General features: G+C 66.6%; 22 protein-coding genes. 16 read left to right on the top strand and 6 right to left on the bottom strand.

The window, feature by feature from the left end; all coding sequences use genetic code 11:
- The first annotated feature begins 46 nt into the window (after positions 1-46).
- The 9 genes from argS (at position 47) to tatC (ending at position 6940) form a co-directional block, all read left to right on the top strand.
- Positions 47-1774 (top strand): arginine--tRNA ligase, encoded by a 1728-nt coding sequence (argS, locus tag MF607_RS02315; protein ID WP_242115849.1) that lies wholly within the window; start codon positions 47-49, stop codon positions 1772-1774.
- Complete coding sequence (locus MF607_RS02310) at positions 1774-2505, top strand: SPOR domain-containing protein (protein ID WP_242115848.1); 732 nt, start codon at positions 1774-1776, stop codon at positions 2503-2505. The genes argS and MF607_RS02310 overlap by 1 nt, the downstream gene beginning before the upstream one ends.
- A 59-nt stretch (positions 2506-2564) precedes the next feature.
- On the top strand, positions 2565-3569 hold the full coding sequence (gene nagZ, locus MF607_RS02305) for a beta-N-acetylhexosaminidase (RefSeq protein ID WP_242115847.1): 1005 nt from the start codon (positions 2565-2567) through the stop codon (positions 3567-3569).
- Between the two features lie 72 nt (positions 3570-3641).
- Positions 3642-4067: a hypothetical protein gene (locus tag MF607_RS02300; RefSeq protein WP_242115846.1), complete on the top strand. Its 426-nt coding sequence runs from the start codon at positions 3642-3644 to the stop codon at positions 4065-4067.
- Positions 4068-4100: 33 nt separating this feature from the next.
- On the top strand, positions 4101-4832 hold the full coding sequence (locus MF607_RS02295) for a segregation and condensation protein A (RefSeq protein WP_242115845.1): 732 nt from the start codon (positions 4101-4103) through the stop codon (positions 4830-4832).
- Positions 4829-5395, top strand: coding sequence for an SMC-Scp complex subunit ScpB (gene scpB / locus MF607_RS02290; protein WP_242115844.1), 567 nt, complete (start codon positions 4829-4831; stop codon positions 5393-5395). Before MF607_RS02295 ends, scpB begins: the two co-directional genes overlap by 4 nt.
- Positions 5396-5433: 38 nt before the next feature.
- Positions 5434-5718 carry a twin-arginine translocase TatA/TatE family subunit gene (locus tag MF607_RS02285; protein WP_242115843.1) on the top strand — a complete coding sequence of 95 codons (285 nt, stop codon included), beginning with the start codon at positions 5434-5436 and terminating at the stop codon, positions 5716-5718.
- A gap of 47 nt (positions 5719-5765) precedes the next feature.
- Positions 5766-6167, top strand: a complete 402-nt coding sequence (gene tatB, locus MF607_RS02280) for a Sec-independent protein translocase protein TatB (RefSeq protein ID WP_242115842.1) — start codon at positions 5766-5768, stop codon at positions 6165-6167.
- Positions 6164-6940: a twin-arginine translocase subunit TatC gene (gene tatC, locus MF607_RS02275; RefSeq protein ID WP_242115841.1), complete on the top strand. Its 777-nt coding sequence runs from the start codon at positions 6164-6166 to the stop codon at positions 6938-6940. The genes tatB and tatC overlap by 4 nt, the downstream gene beginning before the upstream one ends.
- A gap of 267 nt (positions 6941-7207) precedes the next feature.
- Here tatC and MF607_RS02270 read toward each other — a convergent pair whose 3' ends face one another.
- The 4 genes from MF607_RS02270 to lipB all read right to left on the bottom strand — a co-directional run bounded on the left by MF607_RS02270 (position 7208) and on the right by lipB (position 9587).
- Entirely contained in the window at positions 7208-7342 is a 135-nt protein-coding gene (locus tag MF607_RS02270) for an entericidin A/B family lipoprotein (protein WP_242115840.1), read from the bottom strand.
- 318 nt (positions 7343-7660) lie between these two features.
- Positions 7661-8335: a hypothetical protein gene (locus MF607_RS02265; protein WP_242115839.1), complete on the bottom strand. Its 675-nt coding sequence runs from the start codon at positions 8333-8335 to the stop codon at positions 7661-7663.
- A 203-nt stretch (positions 8336-8538) separates the two neighbouring features.
- Positions 8539-8808: a hypothetical protein gene (locus tag MF607_RS02260; protein WP_242115838.1), complete on the bottom strand. Its 270-nt coding sequence runs from the start codon at positions 8806-8808 to the stop codon at positions 8539-8541.
- Positions 8809-8897: 89 nt separating this feature from the next.
- A complete protein-coding gene (gene lipB / locus MF607_RS02255) occupies positions 8898-9587 on the bottom strand; it encodes a lipoyl(octanoyl) transferase LipB (RefSeq protein WP_242115837.1) in 690 nt (229 codons plus the stop codon).
- 60 nt (positions 9588-9647) lie between these two features.
- Between lipB and MF607_RS02250 the strand changes: the two genes are divergently transcribed.
- Both MF607_RS02250 and MF607_RS02245 read left to right on the top strand, forming a co-directional pair.
- Complete coding sequence (locus MF607_RS02250) at positions 9648-10484, top strand: hypothetical protein (RefSeq protein WP_242115836.1); 837 nt, start codon at positions 9648-9650, stop codon at positions 10482-10484.
- Complete coding sequence (locus tag MF607_RS02245; RefSeq protein WP_242115835.1) at positions 10481-11221, top strand: hypothetical protein; 741 nt, start codon at positions 10481-10483, stop codon at positions 11219-11221. Before MF607_RS02250 ends, MF607_RS02245 begins: the two co-directional genes overlap by 4 nt.
- Here MF607_RS02245 and MF607_RS02240 read toward each other — a convergent pair.
- Together MF607_RS02240 and hemF are read right to left on the bottom strand one after the other, a co-directional pair.
- Complete coding sequence (locus MF607_RS02240; protein ID WP_242115834.1) at positions 11194-11787, bottom strand: GNAT family N-acetyltransferase; 594 nt, start codon at positions 11785-11787, stop codon at positions 11194-11196. The two genes, MF607_RS02245 and MF607_RS02240, sit on opposite strands and share 28 nt — an antisense overlap.
- 4 nt (positions 11788-11791) lie before the next feature.
- The gene (gene hemF, locus MF607_RS02235; protein ID WP_242115833.1) at positions 11792-12634 is read right to left on the bottom strand and encodes an oxygen-dependent coproporphyrinogen oxidase; all 843 of its coding nucleotides are present in this window, start codon (positions 12632-12634) and stop codon (positions 11792-11794) included.
- Between the two features lie 368 nt (positions 12635-13002).
- On the opposite strand from hemF, the gene kduI reads away from it, so the two are divergent.
- The 5 genes from kduI to MF607_RS02210 all read left to right on the top strand — a co-directional run bounded on the left by kduI (position 13003) and on the right by MF607_RS02210 (position 19598).
- Positions 13003-13842, top strand: a complete 840-nt coding sequence (gene kduI / locus MF607_RS02230) for a 5-dehydro-4-deoxy-D-glucuronate isomerase (protein WP_242115832.1) — start codon at positions 13003-13005, stop codon at positions 13840-13842.
- Positions 13843-13994: 152 nt separating this feature from the next.
- Positions 13995-14747, top strand: a complete 753-nt coding sequence (gene kduD / locus MF607_RS02225; RefSeq protein ID WP_242115831.1) for a 2-dehydro-3-deoxy-D-gluconate 5-dehydrogenase KduD — start codon at positions 13995-13997, stop codon at positions 14745-14747.
- On the top strand, positions 14732-15745 hold the full coding sequence (locus tag MF607_RS02220; RefSeq protein WP_242115830.1) for a sugar kinase: 1014 nt from the start codon (positions 14732-14734) through the stop codon (positions 15743-15745). The genes kduD and MF607_RS02220 overlap by 16 nt, the downstream gene beginning before the upstream one ends.
- Before the next feature lie 71 nt (positions 15746-15816).
- Positions 15817-18405 carry a PAS domain-containing protein gene (locus tag MF607_RS02215; protein WP_242115829.1) on the top strand — a complete coding sequence of 863 codons (2589 nt, stop codon included), beginning with the start codon at positions 15817-15819 and terminating at the stop codon, positions 18403-18405.
- Positions 18402-19598 carry an MFS transporter gene (locus MF607_RS02210; RefSeq protein ID WP_242115828.1) on the top strand — a complete coding sequence of 399 codons (1197 nt, stop codon included), beginning with the start codon at positions 18402-18404 and terminating at the stop codon, positions 19596-19598. The genes MF607_RS02215 and MF607_RS02210 overlap by 4 nt, the downstream gene beginning before the upstream one ends.
- Positions 19599-19611 lie beyond the last annotated feature (13 nt).

Raw genomic sequence — 19611 nt, 5'->3', positions numbered from 1 at the left:
CCCTTTCGGCTAAGCGGCGCGGTTCCACCAATCGACCGGAACCGCCATGACGCTGTACCCCCGTTTCTTCGCCCATCTCGACCGCGCGCTCGATACGCTCGTCGCACGCGGCGACCTGCCGGCGGGACTGGAGCGACGCGCGATCACGGTTGAGCCGCCGCGCGACACGAGCCATGGTGACCTGTCGACCAACGCGGCAATGGTGCTGGCCAAGCCCGCCAGGACCAATCCGCGCGCGCTGGCCGAATTGCTGGTCGCCGAACTAGCGGGCCTGCCCGAAGTCGCCGCCGCGTCGGTCGCCGGACCGGGCTTCATCAACCTGACGCTGACCGATGCGACGTGGCGCGGCGAACTGACCGCGATTGCCGAGGCCGGCGACGACTATGGTCGGTCGCAGGCGGGGGCCGGGACGGTCGTGAACATCGAATATGTCTCGGCCAACCCGACCGGCCCGATGCATATGGGCCATTGCCGCGGCGCGGTGGTCGGCGATGCGCTGGCCAGCCTGCTCGAATGGAACGGCGCGCGCGTCGTCCGCGAATATTATGTCAACGATGCCGGCGGCCAGGTTGCCGTCCTCGCCCGCTCGGTCCATCTGCGCTACCGCGAGGCGCTGGGCGGAACGGTCACCATTCCTGAGGGGCTGTATCCTGGCGACTATCTGGTCCCGGTAGGGCAGGCGCTCGCCGCCGAGTTCGGTGACCGGTATGTGAACGCCCCCGAAGAAGAATGGCTGGTGCTGTTCCGCACCCGCGCCGTCGCGGCGATGCTCGCCATGATCAAGGCCGATCTGAAGCTGCTCGGCATCGAACATGACGTCTTTTCCTCCGAAGCCGAATTGCAGGCGGCGAAGAAGCCCGAAGCCGCAGAGGCTTGGCTGCGCGAACGCGACCTAGTCTATGACGGTGTCCTCGAAGCGCCGAAGGGTGAGACGCCCGAGGATTGGGAACCGGTCGAGCTGCCGCTGTTTCGCTCGACGAAGTTCGGCGACGATCAGGACCGCCCGATCAAGAAGTCGGACGGCAGCTGGACCTATTTCGGCGCCGACCTCGCCTATCATTTCCAGAAGGCCGAGGGAGTCGATCAGCTGATCGATATCTGGGGCGCGGACCATGCCGGCACCGTCAAGCGGATTGTCGCGGCGGTGCAGGCGCTGACCGAGGGCAAGACCCGCTTCGACGTCAAGCTGGTGCAGATGGTGCGCCTTCTGCGCGGTGGCGAGCCGGTCAAGATGTCGAAGCGCGCCGGCAATTTCGTGACCCTGGCCGATGTCGTGAACGAAGTCGGCAAGGACGTCGTGCGCTTCACCATGCTGACCCGCAAGGCCGATGCGCAGATGGACTTCGACTTCGCCAAGGTGGTCGAGGCGTCGAAGGACAATCCGGTCTTCTATGTCCAATATGCTCATGCCCGCGTCCATTCGCTGGCCAGACGTGCGGCGGAGGCGGGGATCGCCGTTACCGACGATGCCGACCTGTCCCGTCTCGATACGGTCGAACTGGCGCTGGTGAAGCGTGCGGCGCAATTCCCGCGCATGGTCGAAAGCGCGGCGGCGGTCCGCGAGCCGCACCGCATCGCCTTCTACCTCTATGACCTCGCGGCGGAATTTCACGCGGCGTGGAATCTCGGCAATGACGATCCGTCGCGCCGCTATCTTCAGCCCGAGGATCCCGCGCTGACACAGGCACGGCTTTTCCTCGCGCGCGCGATCGGGCAGATTATTCGCAACGGCCTTGCTATCATGGGGGTCGAGGCGGTTAAGGAGATGAAATAATGGCGGATTCGATCGCGTCCGGCGATCCCGACCACGAACGTCTGCCATGGCTGGAAAGCGCCGATCCGGAACCGGATGCGCCGCGTCCGGTGTGGCGGACGGTCCTGCTGGTACTGATCGGTTTGCTGATGGTGGCCGCGATCGTCTTTGCCCTGTTGCGCCAGCGCGATGCGCCGACCGCCAGCGGCACCGGCGACCTGATCGCCGCGCCGAACGAGCCGTACAAGACGCGCGCCGAGGGTAGCGACGGGATGCAGGTGACCGGCGACAGCGACACCGCCATTGCCACCAGCGAAGGGGCGACCGGCGGCAACGCCTCGGTCAATCTGAATGCCGTGCCCGAGGCACCGGTGCAGGGCCGCGCCGCCGCGCCGGCCGCCGCCCCGGCGAGCAGCGGTACCGGGCGTGTCGCGACGGCAGTGCCGACGACGACACAGCGGCTGGAGGCACGCGCCCCGGCGGCTGCCGCGCCGGCGCCGACGGCAGCGGGGGCAGGCGGTTCGGTCGTCCAGCTCGGCTCGTTCCCAAGTGAGGCGGTGGCGAATACCGCGTGGAACCAGCTGTCGCGTCGTTTCGGCTATCTCGCCCCGCTCGGCAAATCGGTGCAGGTCGCGGAGGTGAAGGGCAAGACCGTCTATCGCCTGCGCGTCAACGCCGGCAGCGCCAACCAGGCATCGGACCTGTGCGGCAAGCTCAAACTGGCCGGAGAGAATTGCTTTATCGCGCGATGAGATAGGCGGATGAACCGGGTCGGTTGTCGTGCCGGGCTGGCTGCGCTAGCCCAGCACATATGAAGCCCGTGATCTTTGGCCTGTCCGGCCCGACGCTGACCGCCGACGAAGCCGCTCTGTTCCGCGAAGCCGATCCGCTCGGCTATATCCTGTTCGGTCGCAACTGCGTCGACCGCGATCAGATGCGCGCGCTGACCGACGCGCTGCGCGACCTGTCGGGGCGGGATGATGTGCCGATCCTGATCGATCAGGAGGGTGGGCGCGTCGCCCGGATGCGCGCCCCCGAATGGCCCGCCTTTCCCGCGCCTGCCGCCTTCGCTGCGCTGTACGATCGTGCACCGTCGTCGGCGATCGCGGCGGCCAAGGCGAACGGGCAGGCGATCGGTACGATGCTGGCGGAGGTCGGCGTGACCGTCGATGCGCTGCCGCTGCTTGATGTGGCGCAACCCGATATGACCGGCGCGATTGGCGACCGCAGCTATGGTGCCGATCCGATGCAGGTCGCCGCCCTTGGTCGCGCGACGCTCGACGGGCTGGCGGCAGCGGGCGTCGTCGGCATCGTCAAGCATATGCCGGGTCACGGCCGGGCACGGGTCGACAGCCATCACGAACTGCCCCGCGTCGATGCGTCGGACGCCGAACTGGCAAGCGACCTGCAACCCTTTACCACGCTCGCCCACGCGCCGATGGCGATGACCGCGCATGTCGTGTTCTCGGCATGGGACGCCGATCGCCCCGCCACGCTGTCGTCGACCGTCATCCGCGAGATCATCCGCGAGCGGATCGGCTTCGACGGCCTGTTGATGACCGACGATATCGACATGAAGGCATTGTCGGGGACCCCGGCGGACAAGGCCGCGGCTGCGATCGCCGCCGGATGCGACGTCGTGCTCGATTGCTGGGCTCGCATGGCGGAGATGACGGCGATCGCCGACCGGCTCGATGCCATTGCACCGAAGTCGCGAGCGCGACTCGATCGGGCGATGGCGGGCGCCGGCCACGGATCGGACGTGCCGTTCGCCGAACTGGTCGCCAAGCGCGATCATTTACTGGCACTTGCCTGAAACCGTCCAGCATTAACCTTTCCCTAACCATGATTGCCGCAGTCGTGCCGCGGTTTCAGGGGGGGAAGAACGTTGCTGTCGACCGAGCCGCTGCCGCTGCAGCATAGCTGGCCGTTGTTCGAAGCCGGCGTTCGCCTGCCGCTCGGCGCGGTGCATGACCTGACCGTTCCGCTCGCGGCGCCCACCTTTCGCTGCGACCTCGGCCGCGACTGCCTGTACTGGTCCGACGGCATCTTCGCGCTCTACGGCCTGCCGGTCGGCCGCACACCCGAACGCGCACTGGTGCAGTCGTTGTTCGATGACGAGACCCGGCAAAAGCTGCAACGGCTCGCCGCCTATGCGATCAAGCACCGACGCGGCGTGACCGTCGATGCTGAGCTGCACCCGCTCGACGTCGCTCGCCGCTGGCTGCGGATCACCGCCGTGCCGGATCCGGCCGCGCGCGGGCGACCGATCCTCTACGGCACGCAGAGCGACGTGACGCACGAATATCGGTGACGGCCCCGGCATCGCGCGGATAGGGTCGCGACTATGGAAGCCGATGCGCCGGTATTGACGATCGAACTGGACGGATGGGAAGGCCCGCTCGACCTGTTGCTGGCCCTCGCCCGCGCGCAAAAGGTCGACCTGCGACGCATTTCGATCCTCGCGCTGGTCGAGCAATATCTGCGCTGGATCGATCGCGCGGCGGCGTTGCGGCTCGAACTGGCGGCCGACTGGCTGGTGATGGCGGCATGGCTCGCCTATTTGAAATCGGCGCTGCTGCTCCCGCGCGAGCCGGACATGGACCCGGACCCCGAGGAACTGGCGCTGCGCCTGCAACTGCGCCTCGAACGGCTCGATGCGATGCGCGAGGCGGGCGCCCGGCTGCTCGCCCGCGACCGGATCGGGCGCGACGTGTTCACCCGCGGCGATCCCGAAGGGTTGCACGTCGTGCGCAAGGCGCGCTGGGACGCCAGCCTCTACGAGCTGATCGACGCCTATGGCCGGGTCAGCGCGCGGACGCGACCCGTGTTGCACGTGGTCCGCCACCGGCCGGTGATGACGCTGGAGGTCGCGATCGCGCGGGTCGAAGCGCTGCTCGGCACCGCCATCGACTGGACCGTGATCGGCCACTTCCTGCCGGCCGATGCCGATGAACGCTTTCGTCGTTCGGCACTTGCCTCGACCTTTCTGGCGGCGCTGGAACTGGCGCGGCAGGGCAGGTTGGCGATCCGTCAGGACGCGCCGTTCGGGCCGATCGAACTCCGGCCGGTCGCATGACCGATCCGTTCGTGCGCGCCGTGGAAGCGGTGCTGTTCGCCAGCGAAACGCCGCTGACCGCGACGATGATCGCCGCCTATGTCGGCAACGGCGACGTCCGCGCCGCGCTGGCGACCATTCAGGCCGACCATGCCGGGCGCGGCTTCGGACTGGTCCGACGTGGCGAGCATTGGCATTTCGAGACCGCGCCCGACCTCGCCCATTTCTTGCGCCGCGACCGCGACGAATCGCGCAAATTGTCGAGGGCGGCGATCGAGACGCTGGCGATCATCGCCTATCACGAGCCGGCCACCCGCGCGGATATCGAATCGATCCGCGGCGTACAGATATCGAAGGGGACAATCGACGTGCTGCTCGCCGCCGGCTGGATTCGCCCGGCGGGGCGGCGCGAGGTGCCCGGACGTCCGTTGACGTACGCAACGACGCCGGCATTTCTCGACCATTTCGGGCTGAACAGCCGCCGCGACCTGCCCGGAATCGCCGACTTGCGCGCCGCCGGCCTGCTCGAACCAATCGACGATGCTTTTGCAACCATGCTGGAAAGCGGCGACGATAGCGACTAAGTGAACCGCAACGATCCGTTTCGTGTGGAGTGTGGACGATGGGTGGTCTTAGCATTTGGCACTGGCTTATCGTCGGCGTCCTGGTCCTGTTGCTGTTCGGCAAGGGACGTTTTTCCGACATGATGGGCGATGTGGCGAAGGGGCTTAAAAGCTTCAAAAAGGGTATGGCCGAGGATGACGAGGTGCCGCCGCCGCCGGCGCGCCCGCGCGAACGGCTGGAACAGCGTCCGGTCGACGATCGCTACGATCACGATCCCGCCCCGCGCGATCCGGCGTATCGCGATGCCCCGCGCGAAACCGACCGTCCGCACGGCGACCGCTGATTCCCTGCCAACCGGCGGGCCGCGTGCCCGCCTGAACCCGAGCGCCGATGTTCGATATCGCCCCTACCGAATTGATGGTCGTCGCGCTGGTCGCGCTGGTCGTCATCGGCCCGAAGGACTTGCCCAAGGCGATGCGTTTCGTCGGCCATTGGGTCGGCAAGGCGCGCGGTGTCGCGCGTCAGTTCCGCTCGGGCTTCGACACCATGGTCCGCGAGGCCGAACTGGCCGAGATGGAAAAGAAATGGGCGGAGGAGAACGCCCGGATCATGCGCGAGCATCCGACCACGGATACGCCCGTCCATCCGGTCGACGCGCCGTCCCCGCCGCCGCCGGTCCATGATTCGGTGCCGCCGGAGCATCAGGCCGCGCCGGTCATGGTCGAGCGCCCCGAACTGCGCGAAGGTCCCGCTGACCAACCACCGGCCGCCGACGGCAAGGCCGCGTCATGAACGATATCGACGACAGCCAGGCACCCTTGCTCGACCATCTGGTCGAACTGCGCCGGCGCTTGCTCTATTCGGTGGTCGCGGTCGCGATCTGTTTCGGCGTCTGCTTCTATTTTTCCGAACAGATTTTGACGTTTCTGGTGAAGCCGCTGCTCGCGGCGGGGCAGAAACGCGTCATCTTCACGCAGATTTTCGAAGCGTTCTTCGTGCAGATCAAGGTCGCGTTCTTCGCGGCGATGATGCTCGCCTTTCCGGTGATCGCCAACCAGCTGTGGCAGTTCGTCGCACCCGGCCTGTACCGCAACGAAAAGCGGGCGCTGTTCCCCTTCCTGCTTGCGACGCCGATCCTGTTCATCGCGGGCGCCGCGCTTGCTTATTATGTGACCATCCCGGTCGCGCTGCATTTCCTCCTCGGCTATCAGGGCAATCTTGGCGGGGTGCAGCAGGAGGCGCTGCCCTCGGTCGAAAATTACCTGTCCTTCGTGATGCAGTTCCTGTTCGCGTTCGGTCTCGCCTTCCTGTTGCCGGTGCTTCTGATGCTGCTGGAACTGGCAGGGATTGTCACCCGTAAGCAACTGGTCGGCGCGCGCCGCTATGCGATCGTGGCTGCTTTCGCCATCGCTGCCGTCGCGACGCCGCCGGATATCGGATCGCAGTTCCTGCTCGCCGTACCGTTGATCCTACTCTACGAACTGGCGCTGATCGCGATCTGGTTCACCGAGAAGCGTCGGGCGAAGCGCGATCCCGACGCCGCCGGCGACGAAGAGACCGCCTGACACGGCGTATCGTGGCACGCGGTCCAGCGCGGCTGCCACAAGCCGACCCGTTCCGTCGGACCGGACGTAATCGCAGCGCGGCCTCGGATCGCCCGGTGACGGCATGCGGGGAAGCCGTGACAGGTTCGGCATCGGTCGGGGCGACGTTTCCGGCCGACGCTATCGAGAACGAAGCCTGTCGTGACGATCGGTGGCGGGCACACTAAAACAAAGAAAAAGGCGGCCCGGATCCGATCCGAACCGCCCCAGCGACCTCGTGCGCAGGACCTACTTGGAATCCTTGGCCGCGCCCGCCACTGTATCGCCCGCCGACGACACGTCGCGGCCAACGCCTTCGACCGTGTTGCACGCGCTGATGGCGAGAGCACCTGCGACCACTGCCAGGCTCAGAATCTTACGCATATTGTCCTCCAACATGAAGGCGGGATGACCCGCTGTCGGAGGGAATGTCTGATGCGGGACTTCGTTCCGGTAGGGCAACGCATTGCATTGGCCATAAAAAGCAACCCGCCGGTTTTCACCGACGGGTCACTCAAGTTGAAACCAGAATATGGGCCCGGCGATGCTACCGGGGGGGGGAGGGTCTGCACCAACCGGGCCCTTTTCGTGGATAGCGAGAGCGGGGGGCATAAATTCGCTATCCGAAGATCATAACGGCATGCCTGATGCTTGGTTCCGGTCGATGTCCGCCTTTTTTTGCAATTCGTATCCGGTTTGCGATCAGGCGGGATACGCCCCGCACCGCTTTGCCTGCCACAGACCCTTGCGCCAGCATTTCTTGTTGTCGAACTGGTACAAGCGGGCGGGGCGGGCATAATAGGGGAGGGCGCGGGTGAATTGCTGTTCGCCATAGGCGACCAGCGAGTTGCGCATCTTGCGCATCCGCAACTCGGCGAACTCGCCCAGATAGCCGCGCGGAACGAAGATCGCTTCCTGCCCGATCTCGTTCGCCGCCTGGCAGAAGCTCAACTGCGCGGATACGGTCGAAAAGCTCGAATAGACGCGGGTGCCGAACTGGTCGAGCGCGGTCTGGCCGGCCTTGGTCGAACCGGCGGTGCGGATGAAATATTTGCCGAGCGCGTCATAGCTTTGCTTCAGTTCGTCGGCATGATCGAACAGCAACGCGTTGTAGTTATGCAGCGTCAGCAGTGTCGGTTCGAACTGGCATTGCAGCGCGGCGACGTTCAGCCCCGAACGCAGGTTCCACAGCACGGCGGCGCGACGCTCGGCCGGCGTAGCACCGGGCAAAGCCTGGGTCGCGACGCCGGGTTCCTCACCGGTGACGCGCGCGCCTTCCATATCGACGGGCTTCAGAAAAAATTGCGCCGACGCGGGGGTGGCCGCGACGGTCAGGGCGGCGGCAGCGGCCAGAACCAGGGTACGCACTACGCTCATCTCTTCCTTTCACGGCGCCTCAACGCCTTGGGCAAGCGCGATGGTTAGGCAGTTTTGCGCATCGACCCAAGCCTGATTTTGCGATCTCCACCACGTTTCGCCGCACGGGTGCGTAACGATCCGCCCGCCGGGGTGACGCCCAACAAAAAGGGGCCGCCCGGTCGCCCGGACGGCCCCTTCGCCAGAATAGCCGAAACGGCTGATTACATGGCGTTGGTCATGCCGGCTTCGTTCGACATCATCATGTCGTTCGACATCATGGTGTCGTTCGACATCATCATGGTGTCGTTGCCCATTGCGCCGTCGACGGCGGTCATGTTGTCCGACATCGTGCCGTCCATCATGTCGGTCGAGTTCAGGTCGGTGACGGTCGCGTTGTCGGCGGTGGTTTCGGTGTTGCCGCCGCAAGCCGACAGCGCCAGCGCCGCGCCGGCAACGATCGAACCGGTCAGAATCTTCGAGAATGCACGCATGGTAAGCTCCCTAAGCTGTGGAGTAGGCGGCTTTCTTATGCCGTTAATACCCAATCCGCGCTGGACATTAGTCGAACGACCCGTCCCCCTCAAGCCTCGTTTTGCGCGCTGGCGTACAAGGCGTTCAGGAAGGCGGGGAAACCGTCTGCCAACGCCCGATCAAAGTCGGTGGCATCGACCGGTTTGCCAAGGGCCTTCGCGCTCGTAACCGGATATTCGGCGATACCACAGGGGATAATCCCACCGAAATGTGTCAGATCCGGGGCGAGGTTGACGGAAAATCCATGCAGCGTCGTCCATCGGCGCACCCGCACGCCGATCGCGCCGATCTTCGCTTCGGTGCCGCCGTCGCTGGTCCAGATGCCGATCCGGTCGGGAACGGCATAGGCGTGGATGTCGAACTGCCCGAGCGCACCGATCACCCAGGATTCGACGGCATGCACGAAGCGCCGCACGTCGCGCCCGCGTCGCGTCAGGTCGAGCATCAGATACCCGATCCGCTGTCCCGGGCCATGATAGGTATAGCGTCCGCCCCGCCCGGCGGCGTGGACAGGGAAACGGGTGTCGAGCAGTTCGGCGGGGTCGGCGCTGGTGCCGGCGGTGTAGAGCGGCGGATGTTCAAGCAGCCACACCATCTCGGTCGCGCTGCGATCGGCGATGGCGGTCGCGCGCGCCTCCATTTCGGCGAGCGCGGCGGGATATTCGATCCGGCCGGGCGAGCGGCGCCATTCGATCTGCTGTTCGATCGCGATCGGCGGAACGGTAGGATTGCTGGCCATTTTCATTCGGAAGGAGGAGGGGTAGAGCGTCCTTCGGACATATGGGGAGCGAGCGCAACGATGGTGAGTGTCGGAACAGTGTGGGACCGCGCGGTCGATTTCGTCCGCGACCATCTAGGCGCGGTGATGCCGGTGCTGCTCGTTACGCAGTTCGCCGCCCCGGCGATCAGCGGCAGCCTGGCGGGCGTGCGCGCCGATGCGACCGGCGGCACCGCGGTGGGACTGGGGCTGTTGTCGGTGGCGACGACGATCCTCTCGCTATGGGGTGCGCTGTATCTGGTCGGGTTTGCCGCGCAGCCGACCGGTCGCGAGGATCGGTACGCGGCGATGCGCATCGCGAAAAACCGTTTCCTGCCGTTGATCGGGATCAGCATCGTCGTGCTGGTCGTGCTCGGCATCCTCGCACTGCCCGGCATCCTTCGCGCGGTCGCCAGCGGGATCGATCTCGCCGCTATCGCGAATGGCAGCACGATGCAGCCGTCCGAATTGGGCAGGCTGGGATCGGCGCTGCTGTATTTCCTCGCGTTCGCCATCTTCATCCTGTGGCTGTCGGCACGGTTGCTGCCGATCAACGCGGTCGTCGCCATGGAGCGGCGGGGGCTGGGCGCCTTCGGTCGCGCCTTCGCACTGACGCGCGGCATGACGTGGAAGCTGATCGGTCTGATCCTGCTCTATGCGATCGTCGCGGGGATCGCGGTGTCGGCGGCGCAGTTCGTGTTCGGCGCGGTCGCCGCCTTGATCTTCGGCGACAGCGGCGGGCTGTCGGTCGCGGCCATTGGCGGGGCCGTCGCGGTTGCGGCGGTAAGCGCGGTGCTGGCGCTGTACCAGTCGGCGTTCATCGGCAAGCTGTACCGCGCCGTGATCGGCGAACAGGACGACATGGCCGTTTTCGCATGAGGATCGATATCGGTGCGGCGCTGCGGGAAGCGGTCGCGATCTGGCGACGTGATCGCGAGGTCGTTGTGGCGGTCGCCGGCCTCTTCTTCTTCCTGCCCAATCTGGCGCTGTCGCTGCTGCTGACCGCCGCCAAGGCGCCGGTATCGGTCGATCCGGCGACGGGCGACGACGGTGCGCTGCTGGCGGCACTGCAGGCGCAGTTGATCGAGAATGCGCCGTGGCTGGCGATGCAGGCACTTGCCGAATTGATCGGCATCGCGGTGCTGCTCGCCTTGTTGCTCGACCCGGCCCGGCCGACCGTTGGCGAGGCATTGCGTTCGGTATTGCGTCGTCTTCCGGTGCTGGTTGCAGCGATGCTGCTGGTCAATGCCGCGAAGCTGGGCGGGTTGCTGCTGCTGGTGCTGCCCGCCCTCTATGTGATCGGCCGGGTGTTCGTGGTGATGCCGGTATTGATGGCCGAACCCCAGCGGCGCTTCGGCGACGCCATGGGCCGCGCCCTCGCGCTGACGCAGGGGCATGTGATGCAGTTGCTGTCGCTGTCGGCGATGCTCTATTTCGGCGGACAGCTTGTCGCGCTGCTGCTGACCAGCACCGCCGGCGCGGTATCGCGCAGCGGCGGCAATCCGGTGACCATGGCGATGCTCGCCACCGCCATCGCCTTTGTCGGGGCGGCGATGTCGACGGCGTTCGCGCTGGTCCGCGCGACCATCTATCGACGGCTGGCGAGCAGGGGATAATGCGGCGCGGCGTCGGCGGGTAGCACGTCGATGCTGCGCGGATCGACGAAGGTCTCGATCGTCCGCTGATACGGCACGAAGCCCGAGCGGCGGTAAAAGCCGAGCGCGCCGGGATGGTCGAGCGTGCAGGTATGCACCCACACCCGTCGCACGTCCTTGCCCCATGCCAGCGCCAGCGCATGTGCCATCAGCCAGCGGCCATGGCCCTGTCCGGCCAATTCGGGGATCAGCCCGACATAGGACAATTCGCACTCGCCCGGCTTGCGGTCGTCCAGCTCGAGCATCCCTACCTCGATCCCCGCACGGTCGACCACGGCCCAGATGCGGACGGCGTCGTCGTGGATGATCGCGGTCAGCGTCGCATCCGCCATCACCAGCCGCGAAAACCACAGCCACGGCCCGCCGATCCGGCGGAACAGCGCGCGATAGCGCTCGATCCCCGGCTTCTCCCACCGCACCAGTCGCAAGGGCGACGTCGGCAGCGGGGCCGGGCGCGGCCGTTCGAGCATTTCGAGCGAGGTGACGATTGTCGCCACTTCGTCGGGCTTCACCGGGATCAGCCCCATCGCGTCAGCTCCACGTCGCCAGCGGCGGCAGGCTCATCAGGATCGCATCGATATTGCCGCCGGTCTTCAGCCCGAACAGCGTTCCCCGGTCATAGACCAGGTTGAATTCGGCATAGCGCCCCCGCCATTCGAGCTGGCGGGCGCGATCGGCATCGTCATACGGCATTGCCATGCGCCGCCGGACCAGCTGCGGATAGATCGACAGAAACGCCTCGCCGACATCGCGGGTGAAGGCGAAGTCGTCGTCCCAATCGTTCGACAGGTGATCGTAGAAGATACCGCCGACGCCGCGATGCACGCCGCGATGGGGGATGTAGAAATAATCGTCGGCCCATTGCCTGAACCGCGGATAATGCGCCGGATCATGTGCGTCGCACGCCGCCTGCATCGCCGCGTGAAAGTCCGCCGTATCCTCTGCATAGGGGATGGGCGGGTTGAGATCCGCGCCGCCGCCGAACCAGCGCTTCGTCGTGACGAGGAATCGGGTGTTCATATGCACCGCCGGCACATGCGGATTGGCCATGTGCGCGACGAGGCTGATGCCGGTCGCGAAGAAGCGCGGGTCTTCCGCCGCGCCGTGAATCGACTTGGCGAAATCGCCTTCGAGCGTGCCGCCGACCGTCGAGACATTGACCCCGACCTTTTCGAACACCTTGCCCTTCATCACCCCGCGCACGCCGCCGCCGCCGGGCGCACCCGACGGATCGGTGCGGTCCCACGGCGTATAGGCGAAGGTCGCGTCCGATCCGGCCTCGCACTCGATGGCCTCGAACGACGCACAGATGCGGTCGCGCAGCGATTCGAACCAGCTACGGGCGGATTGTTGTTGATGGTCGAGCGGTTGCATCGCCGCGCTTTGCCGGGCGGGGCGGCCGGGAGCAAGAGGACGGAATGTCTCAATCGGTTGTGGGACGTACGCGGCGGCTGACCAGAACTGAGAAACCGGTGTCAAGAACTCGGTAAGAACGGCCGGCGGGTGCGATCTTAGCTCAAAAATGTCCGCATACCGAACGGATGCATCATATTGCGGAACGAACGGCGCTTGATCCGTGCCACGCCGCCGGGCCGGAATATGACGCGAATCCGCCATTCCTGCATCGTAAAAACCGGTCGACGCGGCCGGCCAAGGGGGGTAGGACGGGTGCAACCGATGCGAACCGCCGGACCTGTCAGCTGCCAAATGGCGCTGATACCGGTTACCTGATGGAGAGAGTCATGTTCGACCGCACCTATTACGCGACCCACCCCGACATGATGGAATGCGTATCGAACGAGGAACTGCGCGACCGGTACCTGATCGACGGCCTGTTCCGCGAAGGCGAATGCGTCCTCAACTACACCCATGCCGACCGGTTCGTGATTGGCGGCGTCGCGGTGGGCGATGCCCCGGTCAAGCTGCCCGCGCAGACCGAACCGAAATCGGCCGAGGGGCATCCGTTCCTCGAACGCCGCGAAATGGCGGTGGTCAATGTCGGCGACGCCGAAGGCACGCTGACCGTCGATGGCGAGACGTTCACGCTCGGCAACAAGGACTGCGTCTATGTCACGATGGGCGCGACCGACGTCGAATTCGCCGGCAAGGGCGCGCGCTTCTACATCGCGTCGTGCCCGGCGCATAAGGGGTTCCAGACCCGCAAACTCGGCATCGCCGACGCCAATGCGCTCGATCGCGGCAGCCTCGAGGAATCGAACGAGCGCACCATCTACCAGCTGGTCATTCCCGGCGTCTGCGATTCGGCGCAGCTGGTCATTGGCCTGACCGTGCTCAAGCCCGGCAGCGTGTGGAACACGATGCCGCCGCACATCCATGAACGCCGCAGCGAGATCTATTTCTACTTCGAACTGCCGACCGAGAACGACAAGGTGTTCCATTACATGGGCGAGGGCGAAGCGATGCGCCACATCGTCATGGGTAACGAGGAAGCGGTGATCTCGCCGCCCTGGTCGGTGCATATGGGGTCGGGCACGCGCGCCTATGCCTTCATCTGGGCGATGGCGGGCGAGAACCAGGACTATACCGATATGAAGGTGCTCGACATCTGCCAGCTGGCCTGATCCTGCCGTATCCCCGCGCAGGCGGGGATTCAGAGCCGCGGACCTGAACGCTCGTAGCCCTGGGTCCCCGCCTGCGCGGGGATACGCGGTGCGAAGGACCGGGCACCGCGTGATAGCCCAAATCCTGCCGGCGCGGGAACCGAGGAGTTACCATGAATCCCTTCGATCTTTCGGGCCGGGTCGCGGCCGTCACCGGCGCCAATACCGGCATCGGACAGGCGATCGCGCTGGCGTTGGCCGCTGCCGGCGCCGATGTCGCGCTGATCGGGCGCACACCTGCCACCGACACTGCCGATCGGGCGCGGGCCATGGGTCGCCGGGCGGAGATCGTTTCCGCCGATCTGTCGACCATCGCCCCGGTCGAAGGGGTCGTGCAGCAGGTCGTCGATACGCTTGGCGGGCTCGACATTCTGGTCAACAATGCCGGTATCATCCGCCGCGCCGACAGCCTCGACTTTACCGAGGAAGACTGGGACGCGGTCATCGACACCAACCTCAAATCGGTGTTCTTCCTGTGCCAGTCCGCCGGGCGCCACATGGTGGCGCAGGGGCGGGGGAAGATCATCAACATCGCCTCGATGCTGACCTTCCAGGGCGGCGTCCGCGTGCCGAGCTATACCGCGTCCAAGTCCGGCATCGGCGGCCTCACCAAGCTGCTGGCCAATGAATGGGCGGCGAAGGGCGTGAACGTCAATGCGATCGCGCCGGGCTATATCGCCACCAACAACACCGCCGCGTTGCAGGCCGATGAGACCCGCAACCGCCAGATTCTCGAACGCATTCCCGCCGGGCGCTGGGGTGCGGCCGATGATCTGGGCGGGGCGGCGGTATTCCTTGCGTCTTCGGCGTCGGATTATGTTAACGGCCATGTCCTCGCGGTTGATGGAGGATGGCTGGCACGATGATCCTGTGTTTCGGGGAATTGCTGTTGCGGTTGAGCGCCCCCGGGCGTGAGCTGTTGATGCAGAGCCACCGGTTCGACGTGCATGTCGGCGGGGCGGAGGCGAATGTCGCGGTCGGTCTCGCCAATCTCGGCCATGCCGCCGCCTGTGTCAGCGCGGTGCCCGACAATCCGCTCGGTCACGGCGCCGTCGCGGCGATCCGCGCGCAGGGGGTCGATTGTTCGCGCGTCGTCCGCCGCGACGGGCGGATGGGGATGTATTTCCTCAGCGTCGGCGCCGGCTTGCGCGCCTCCGACATCGTCTATGACCGCGCCGGCTCCAGCTTCGCGACCGCGCCGGCCGATAGCTGGGACTGGGACCGGCTGCTCGACGGCTGTACCCGGCTGCACCTGTCGGGGATCACCCCCGCGCTTGGGCCCGACAGCGCCGATGCCGCGATTGCCGCTGCCGAAGCGGCGCGGGCGAAGGGGCTCACGATCTCGTTCGACGGCAACTACCGCGCCCGCCTGTGGGAAGCATGGGACAGCGACCCGCGCAGCGTGCTGACCAAATTGGTGAGCCTTGCCGACGTGTTGTTCGGCAACCACCGCGACGTGTCGCTGCTGCTCGGCCGCGACTTTTCGGGCGATGGCGAGGATCGCCGGCGCGAGGCGGCGGAGGCGGCGTTTACGGTCTTCCCGAACCTGAAGCACATCGCTTCGACCGCGCGCCATGTCGACGATGCCGACCATCACCGGCTGTCGGCGCGGATCGATACGCCGTCGGCTTCGGTCCAGACCGACGAGATTACCATCTCCGGCATCGTCGACCGCATCGGCGGTGGCGACGCCTTTGCCAGCGGCGTGCTCCACGGGCTGATGTCGGGCAGGAGCGAGGAAGTCGCCGCGCATTGGGGACTGGCGGTCGCTGCGCTCAAACATTCGCTTCCTGGTGATTTTAGCCTGTTTCATCAATCCGATATCGATGCGTTTCTTGCCGGCGGACTGGACGTCCGCCGCTGATCCGATCATAGCTGTCGGCCAAGGGGGGCGCGGCTGCGGAACGGCGGTCCGCGGACCACGTTACTTGGGCGATGCGAGGCGACGTGGATCAGGACGGGGGCAGCAGCGAGACGGCGCGGCGCGACGATCGGCGGATCGCGGTCGAAATAGCCGGCAATGACAGCGGCACCGATCCGTTCGTCGCCGCGGTCCGCGCGACGCGGATGCCGATGCTCATCACCAATCCGCGACTGCCCGACAATCCGGTGGTGTTCGTCAACGACGCCTTCTGTCGTCTGACCGGTTACGACCGCGACTGGATCATCGGCCGCAACTGCCGTTTCCTGCAGGGTGAGGATACCGACCCCGCCACGGTGGCGCAGATTCGCGAGGCGGTGGCGGGGGAGCGGTCGATCGAGATCGACATCCGCAACTATCGCCGCGACGGCACGCCCTTCTGGAACCGGCTGCTGCTGGCGCCGGTCCCCGATGCCGATGGCAAGCTCGCCTATTTCTTCGCCAGCCAGCTCGACGTCACTGCCGTGCGCGACCGGGTCGACGGCCTCGAATCGAGCAACGCCGCGCTGCTCGCCGAACTCGCCGGCCGCTTCCGCGAACAGGAGGAGCGCGAGCGAGAGATGCTGTTCGCGCTGGAGGCGGGGCGCTTCGGCACCTGGGCGTTCGAACGCATCAACCGCCAGCTGAGCATGTCGGCGATCTGCCGCACCAATTTCGGTTTCGACGCCGATTATCCGCCATCGCCCGCCGAAATCTCGGCGATCCTCCACCCCGACGATCGCGCCGCGGCGATGGCCGCGATCGAGGCGAGCCTTGCGGGCGAACCGCTCGAGATCGAGGTCCGCGTCTGCGTGCCCGGCGGCGAGACGCGCTGGATCGCCAGCCGGGGCCAGCCGACCCGCGATGCACAGGGCGAGATCACCCGCCTGACCGGCGTGTCGATCGACGTCACCGTCTACAAGCGGCTGGAGGGCATGCGCGCGGCGATGGCCGAGCTGAACGAGATGCTGCGCCTGCTCGATGACCCGGTCGAGATGACCACCGCCGCGTCGCGCATCATCGGCGAAGCGCTGGGTGTCGACCGTGTCGGCTATGGCGTGGTCGACCGCGCGGCGGAGACGATCACCATCGAACGCGACTGGAACGCGCCCGGCGTGACCACCATCGCCGGCGTGCTGCAGTTCCGCGACTATGGCAGCTATATCGACGACTTGAAGCGCGGCGAGACAGCGGTCGTGACCGACGCCCGGACCGATCCGCGCACGCTCGACACCGCAGCGCAACTCGAATCGATCAACGCCCGCGCGTTCATCAACATGCCGCTGACCGAAATGGGTGGGCTGGTCGCGCTGCTGTACGTCAACCATGGCGAGCCGCGCGCGTGGCGCGACGACGAGATCGCCTTCGTCCGCGAAGTCGCCGAGCGCACCCGCGCCGCGACCGAACGTCGCCGTGCCGAGCGCGAACTGGCGGCACTTGCCTCCTCGCTCGAAGAACAGGTCGTCGACCGGACCAAGGCGCTGGTCACCGCCCAGGATGCGCTGCGCCAAAGCCAGAAGATGGAGGCGATCGGCCAGCTGACCGGCGGCGTCGCGCATGATTTCAACAATCTGCTGACGATCGTCCGCTCCTCGGTCGATCTGCTGCGCCAGCCCTCGCTGGTCCCCGAACGCCGCGAACGCTATCTCGCCGCGATCAGCGATACCGTCGACCGTGCCGCCAAGCTGACCGGGCAGCTGCTCGCCTTCGCCCGCCGCTCCGCGCTTCAGCCCGAGACGTTCGACGCCAATCTCGCCGTCGACGCGCTCGGCGACATCGTGCGCACGCTGGCCGGGTCGCGGGTCGAGGTGACGATACATGCCAGCGGCGAACCCGCCTTCATTCATGCCGATCCGAACCAGTTCGACACCGCCATGGTCAATATGGCCGCCAATGCGCGCGACGCGATGCAGGGCGAGGGCGCGCTGACGCTGTCGGTCGCGTGCATCGACGGCATCCCCGCCGGCCCGACCACACCCGCCTTGCCCGGATCGTTCGTCGCGGTGACCATTGCCGATACCGGCAGCGGCATCGACGAGGAAACGCTCGGCCGCATCTTCGAACCCTTCTTCACGACCAAGGAACTGGGCAAGGGCACCGGGCTCGGCCTCAGCCAGGTGTTCGGCTTCGCCAAGCAATCGGGCGGCGAGGTCCGTGCGCGCAGCGTGCCCGGCAACACCGAATTCATCCTCTACTTGCCACGCGCCGCCGCCCCCAGCGGCGACGTAGTAACCGCGCGCAGCGATGCCGAACCCAGCTGCGGCGACGGGCTGCGCGTCCTGGTGGTCGAGGATAACGAAGCGGTCGGCACCACCACCACCCATGCGCTGGAGGCGCAGGGCTTCGTCACCGTCCACGCACCCGATGGACAGGCCGCGCTCGATCGGTTGGCCGCCGACCCCGATGGGTTCGATGTCGTGTTTTCGGACGTGATGATGCCCGGCATCGGCGGCATGGAACTGGCCGCGCGCGTCCGCGATAGCCACCCACAGCTACCGGTGCTGCTGACCAGCGGCTATAGCGACGTGATCGTCCGTCACGGCACCATGGGGTTCGACCTGCTGCACAAACCCTATACAATCGGCCAGTTGGTCACCGCGCTGCGCCGGACCGCGGGACGTTGATCCCGCCATCGGCCGGCATGCCGCGCGGGTTCGTCGCGCTCTACACGCTCGCCTATTGCGGGCTGTTCGTCGCGTTCATGCCGTTCGTGTCGATCCTGTTGCAGGTGAAGGTCGCCGCGATCGATCCCGCCAATCGCGTGACTTTGTTGGGGCAGGCGGTGCTGGGCGGCGCGCTGGTCGCCAGCATCGCCAACATCGCCGCCGGTTGGCTCAGCGACCTGCGCTGGCGACGCAGCGGCAGCCGGCGCGGGCCGATCGCGCTCGGGCTGGTGCTCATCGCCTTCGCCTTCGCCGCCGTCCATGCCGCCTCCACCGCTACCGCGCTGCTGGTCGCGATCGCTTTGTGGCAGGTCGCGCTCAACCTGATGTTCGCGCCGATGGTCGCGGTGATGGCCGACGAAGTCCCCGACGGCGCGAAGGGGCGGGTGTCGGGCCTGCTCGGCATCTCGCACCCGATCGGCGTGTTGTCGGCCGCGGCAGTGACCGCGCCGCTCTTCGCCACCGAAGCCGCCCGGTTCGCGGCGAACGTGGCGCTGGCGGCGGTGATGATCGTGCCGTTCCTGTTGTTCGTGCGCGAACGCGGTGCCGGTGGCGGAGCCCATGCGGCGGCGCCGGCAACGACCGCGCTCGCCCGTCGCGACCTGATCCGCGCCTGGGTCGCGCGGCTGGCGATGCAGGTCGCTGGCAACGGCCTGACCGCCTATGCCTTTTTCCATTTCTCCGATCGCTGGCGGGGGCAGGGGGATGCGGCGGGACCCGTTGCTCAGGCGATGGCGGTCGTGACCGGCGTGGTCGTCGTCGCCACGATCCTCGCCGGGCGCTGGTCGGACCGGGTCGGCGGGCGCAAGCCGTTTCTGGGCGGCGCGACCCTGTTGGTCGTCACCGGCCTGATCGGCATGGCGCTGGCCCCCGGCTTTTTGGGGGCGGCGATCGGCTATGGCGTGACGCAGACCGGGCTGTCGGTGTTCCTCGCGCTGCATTCGGCGCTGGCGATGCAGTTGCTGCCGTCGCCCGCCACACGTGGCCGCGATCTGGCGATCCTCAACCTCACCAACACCGTGCCTGCCTGTGTGCCGCCCTTGCTGGCCGCGCTGGTGCCGGCCGGGGCGGGGCTGGGCGCGGTGTTCGTCGCGCTGGCGCTGGTCGCGGGAGCCGGCGGCCTGACCGCGCTTACCATCCGGTCGGAGCGCTAGGCCCCCTCGCGCG

It is taken from the genome of Sphingomonas lacusdianchii (assembly GCF_022664395.1).
In the GTDB taxonomy this organism is placed as follows: domain Bacteria; phylum Pseudomonadota; class Alphaproteobacteria; order Sphingomonadales; family Sphingomonadaceae; genus Sphingomonas; species Sphingomonas lacusdianchii.
Note: the sequence above shows the minus strand (reverse complement) of the source record. Positions and strands in the feature narration are given on the sequence as shown.

Excerpts from the sequence above, each read along its gene's own strand:
- nagZ (WP_242115847.1), top strand. The coding sequence starts at position 2,565 with ATGAAGCCCGTGATCTTTGGCCTGTCCGGCCCGACGCTGACCGCCGAC.
- tatB (WP_242115842.1), top strand. The coding sequence starts at position 5,766 with ATGTTCGATATCGCCCCTACCGAATTGATGGTCGTCGCGCTGGTCGCG.
- MF607_RS02215 (WP_242115829.1), top strand. The coding sequence starts at position 15,817 with ATGCGAGGCGACGTGGATCAGGACGGGGGCAGCAGCGAGACGGCGCGG.
- kduI (WP_242115832.1), top strand. The coding sequence starts at position 13,003 with ATGTTCGACCGCACCTATTACGCGACCCACCCCGACATGATGGAATGC.
- hemF (WP_242115833.1), bottom strand. The coding sequence starts at position 12,634 with ATGCAACCGCTCGACCATCAACAACAATCCGCCCGTAGCTGGTTCGAA.
- MF607_RS02285 (WP_242115843.1), top strand. The coding sequence starts at position 5,434 with ATGGGTGGTCTTAGCATTTGGCACTGGCTTATCGTCGGCGTCCTGGTC.
- lipB (WP_242115837.1), bottom strand. The coding sequence starts at position 9,587 with ATGGCCAGCAATCCTACCGTTCCGCCGATCGCGATCGAACAGCAGATC.
- MF607_RS02260 (WP_242115838.1), bottom strand. The coding sequence starts at position 8,808 with ATGCGTGCATTCTCGAAGATTCTGACCGGTTCGATCGTTGCCGGCGCG.
- MF607_RS02240 (WP_242115834.1), bottom strand. The coding sequence starts at position 11,787 with ATGGGGCTGATCCCGGTGAAGCCCGACGAAGTGGCGACAATCGTCACC.
- MF607_RS02250 (WP_242115836.1), top strand. The coding sequence starts at position 9,648 with ATGGTGAGTGTCGGAACAGTGTGGGACCGCGCGGTCGATTTCGTCCGC.
- MF607_RS02220 (WP_242115830.1), top strand. The coding sequence starts at position 14,732 with ATGGCTGGCACGATGATCCTGTGTTTCGGGGAATTGCTGTTGCGGTTG.
- tatC (WP_242115841.1), top strand. The coding sequence starts at position 6,164 with ATGAACGATATCGACGACAGCCAGGCACCCTTGCTCGACCATCTGGTC.
- scpB (WP_242115844.1), top strand. The coding sequence starts at position 4,829 with ATGACCGATCCGTTCGTGCGCGCCGTGGAAGCGGTGCTGTTCGCCAGC.
- argS (WP_242115849.1), top strand. The coding sequence starts at position 47 with ATGACGCTGTACCCCCGTTTCTTCGCCCATCTCGACCGCGCGCTCGAT.
- kduD (WP_242115831.1), top strand. The coding sequence starts at position 13,995 with ATGAATCCCTTCGATCTTTCGGGCCGGGTCGCGGCCGTCACCGGCGCC.
- MF607_RS02270 (WP_242115840.1), bottom strand. The coding sequence starts at position 7,342 with ATGCGTAAGATTCTGAGCCTGGCAGTGGTCGCAGGTGCTCTCGCCATC.
- MF607_RS02265 (WP_242115839.1), bottom strand. The coding sequence starts at position 8,335 with ATGAGCGTAGTGCGTACCCTGGTTCTGGCCGCTGCCGCCGCCCTGACC.
- MF607_RS02245 (WP_242115835.1), top strand. The coding sequence starts at position 10,481 with ATGAGGATCGATATCGGTGCGGCGCTGCGGGAAGCGGTCGCGATCTGG.
- MF607_RS02310 (WP_242115848.1), top strand. The coding sequence starts at position 1,774 with ATGGCGGATTCGATCGCGTCCGGCGATCCCGACCACGAACGTCTGCCA.
- MF607_RS02295 (WP_242115845.1), top strand. The coding sequence starts at position 4,101 with ATGGAAGCCGATGCGCCGGTATTGACGATCGAACTGGACGGATGGGAA.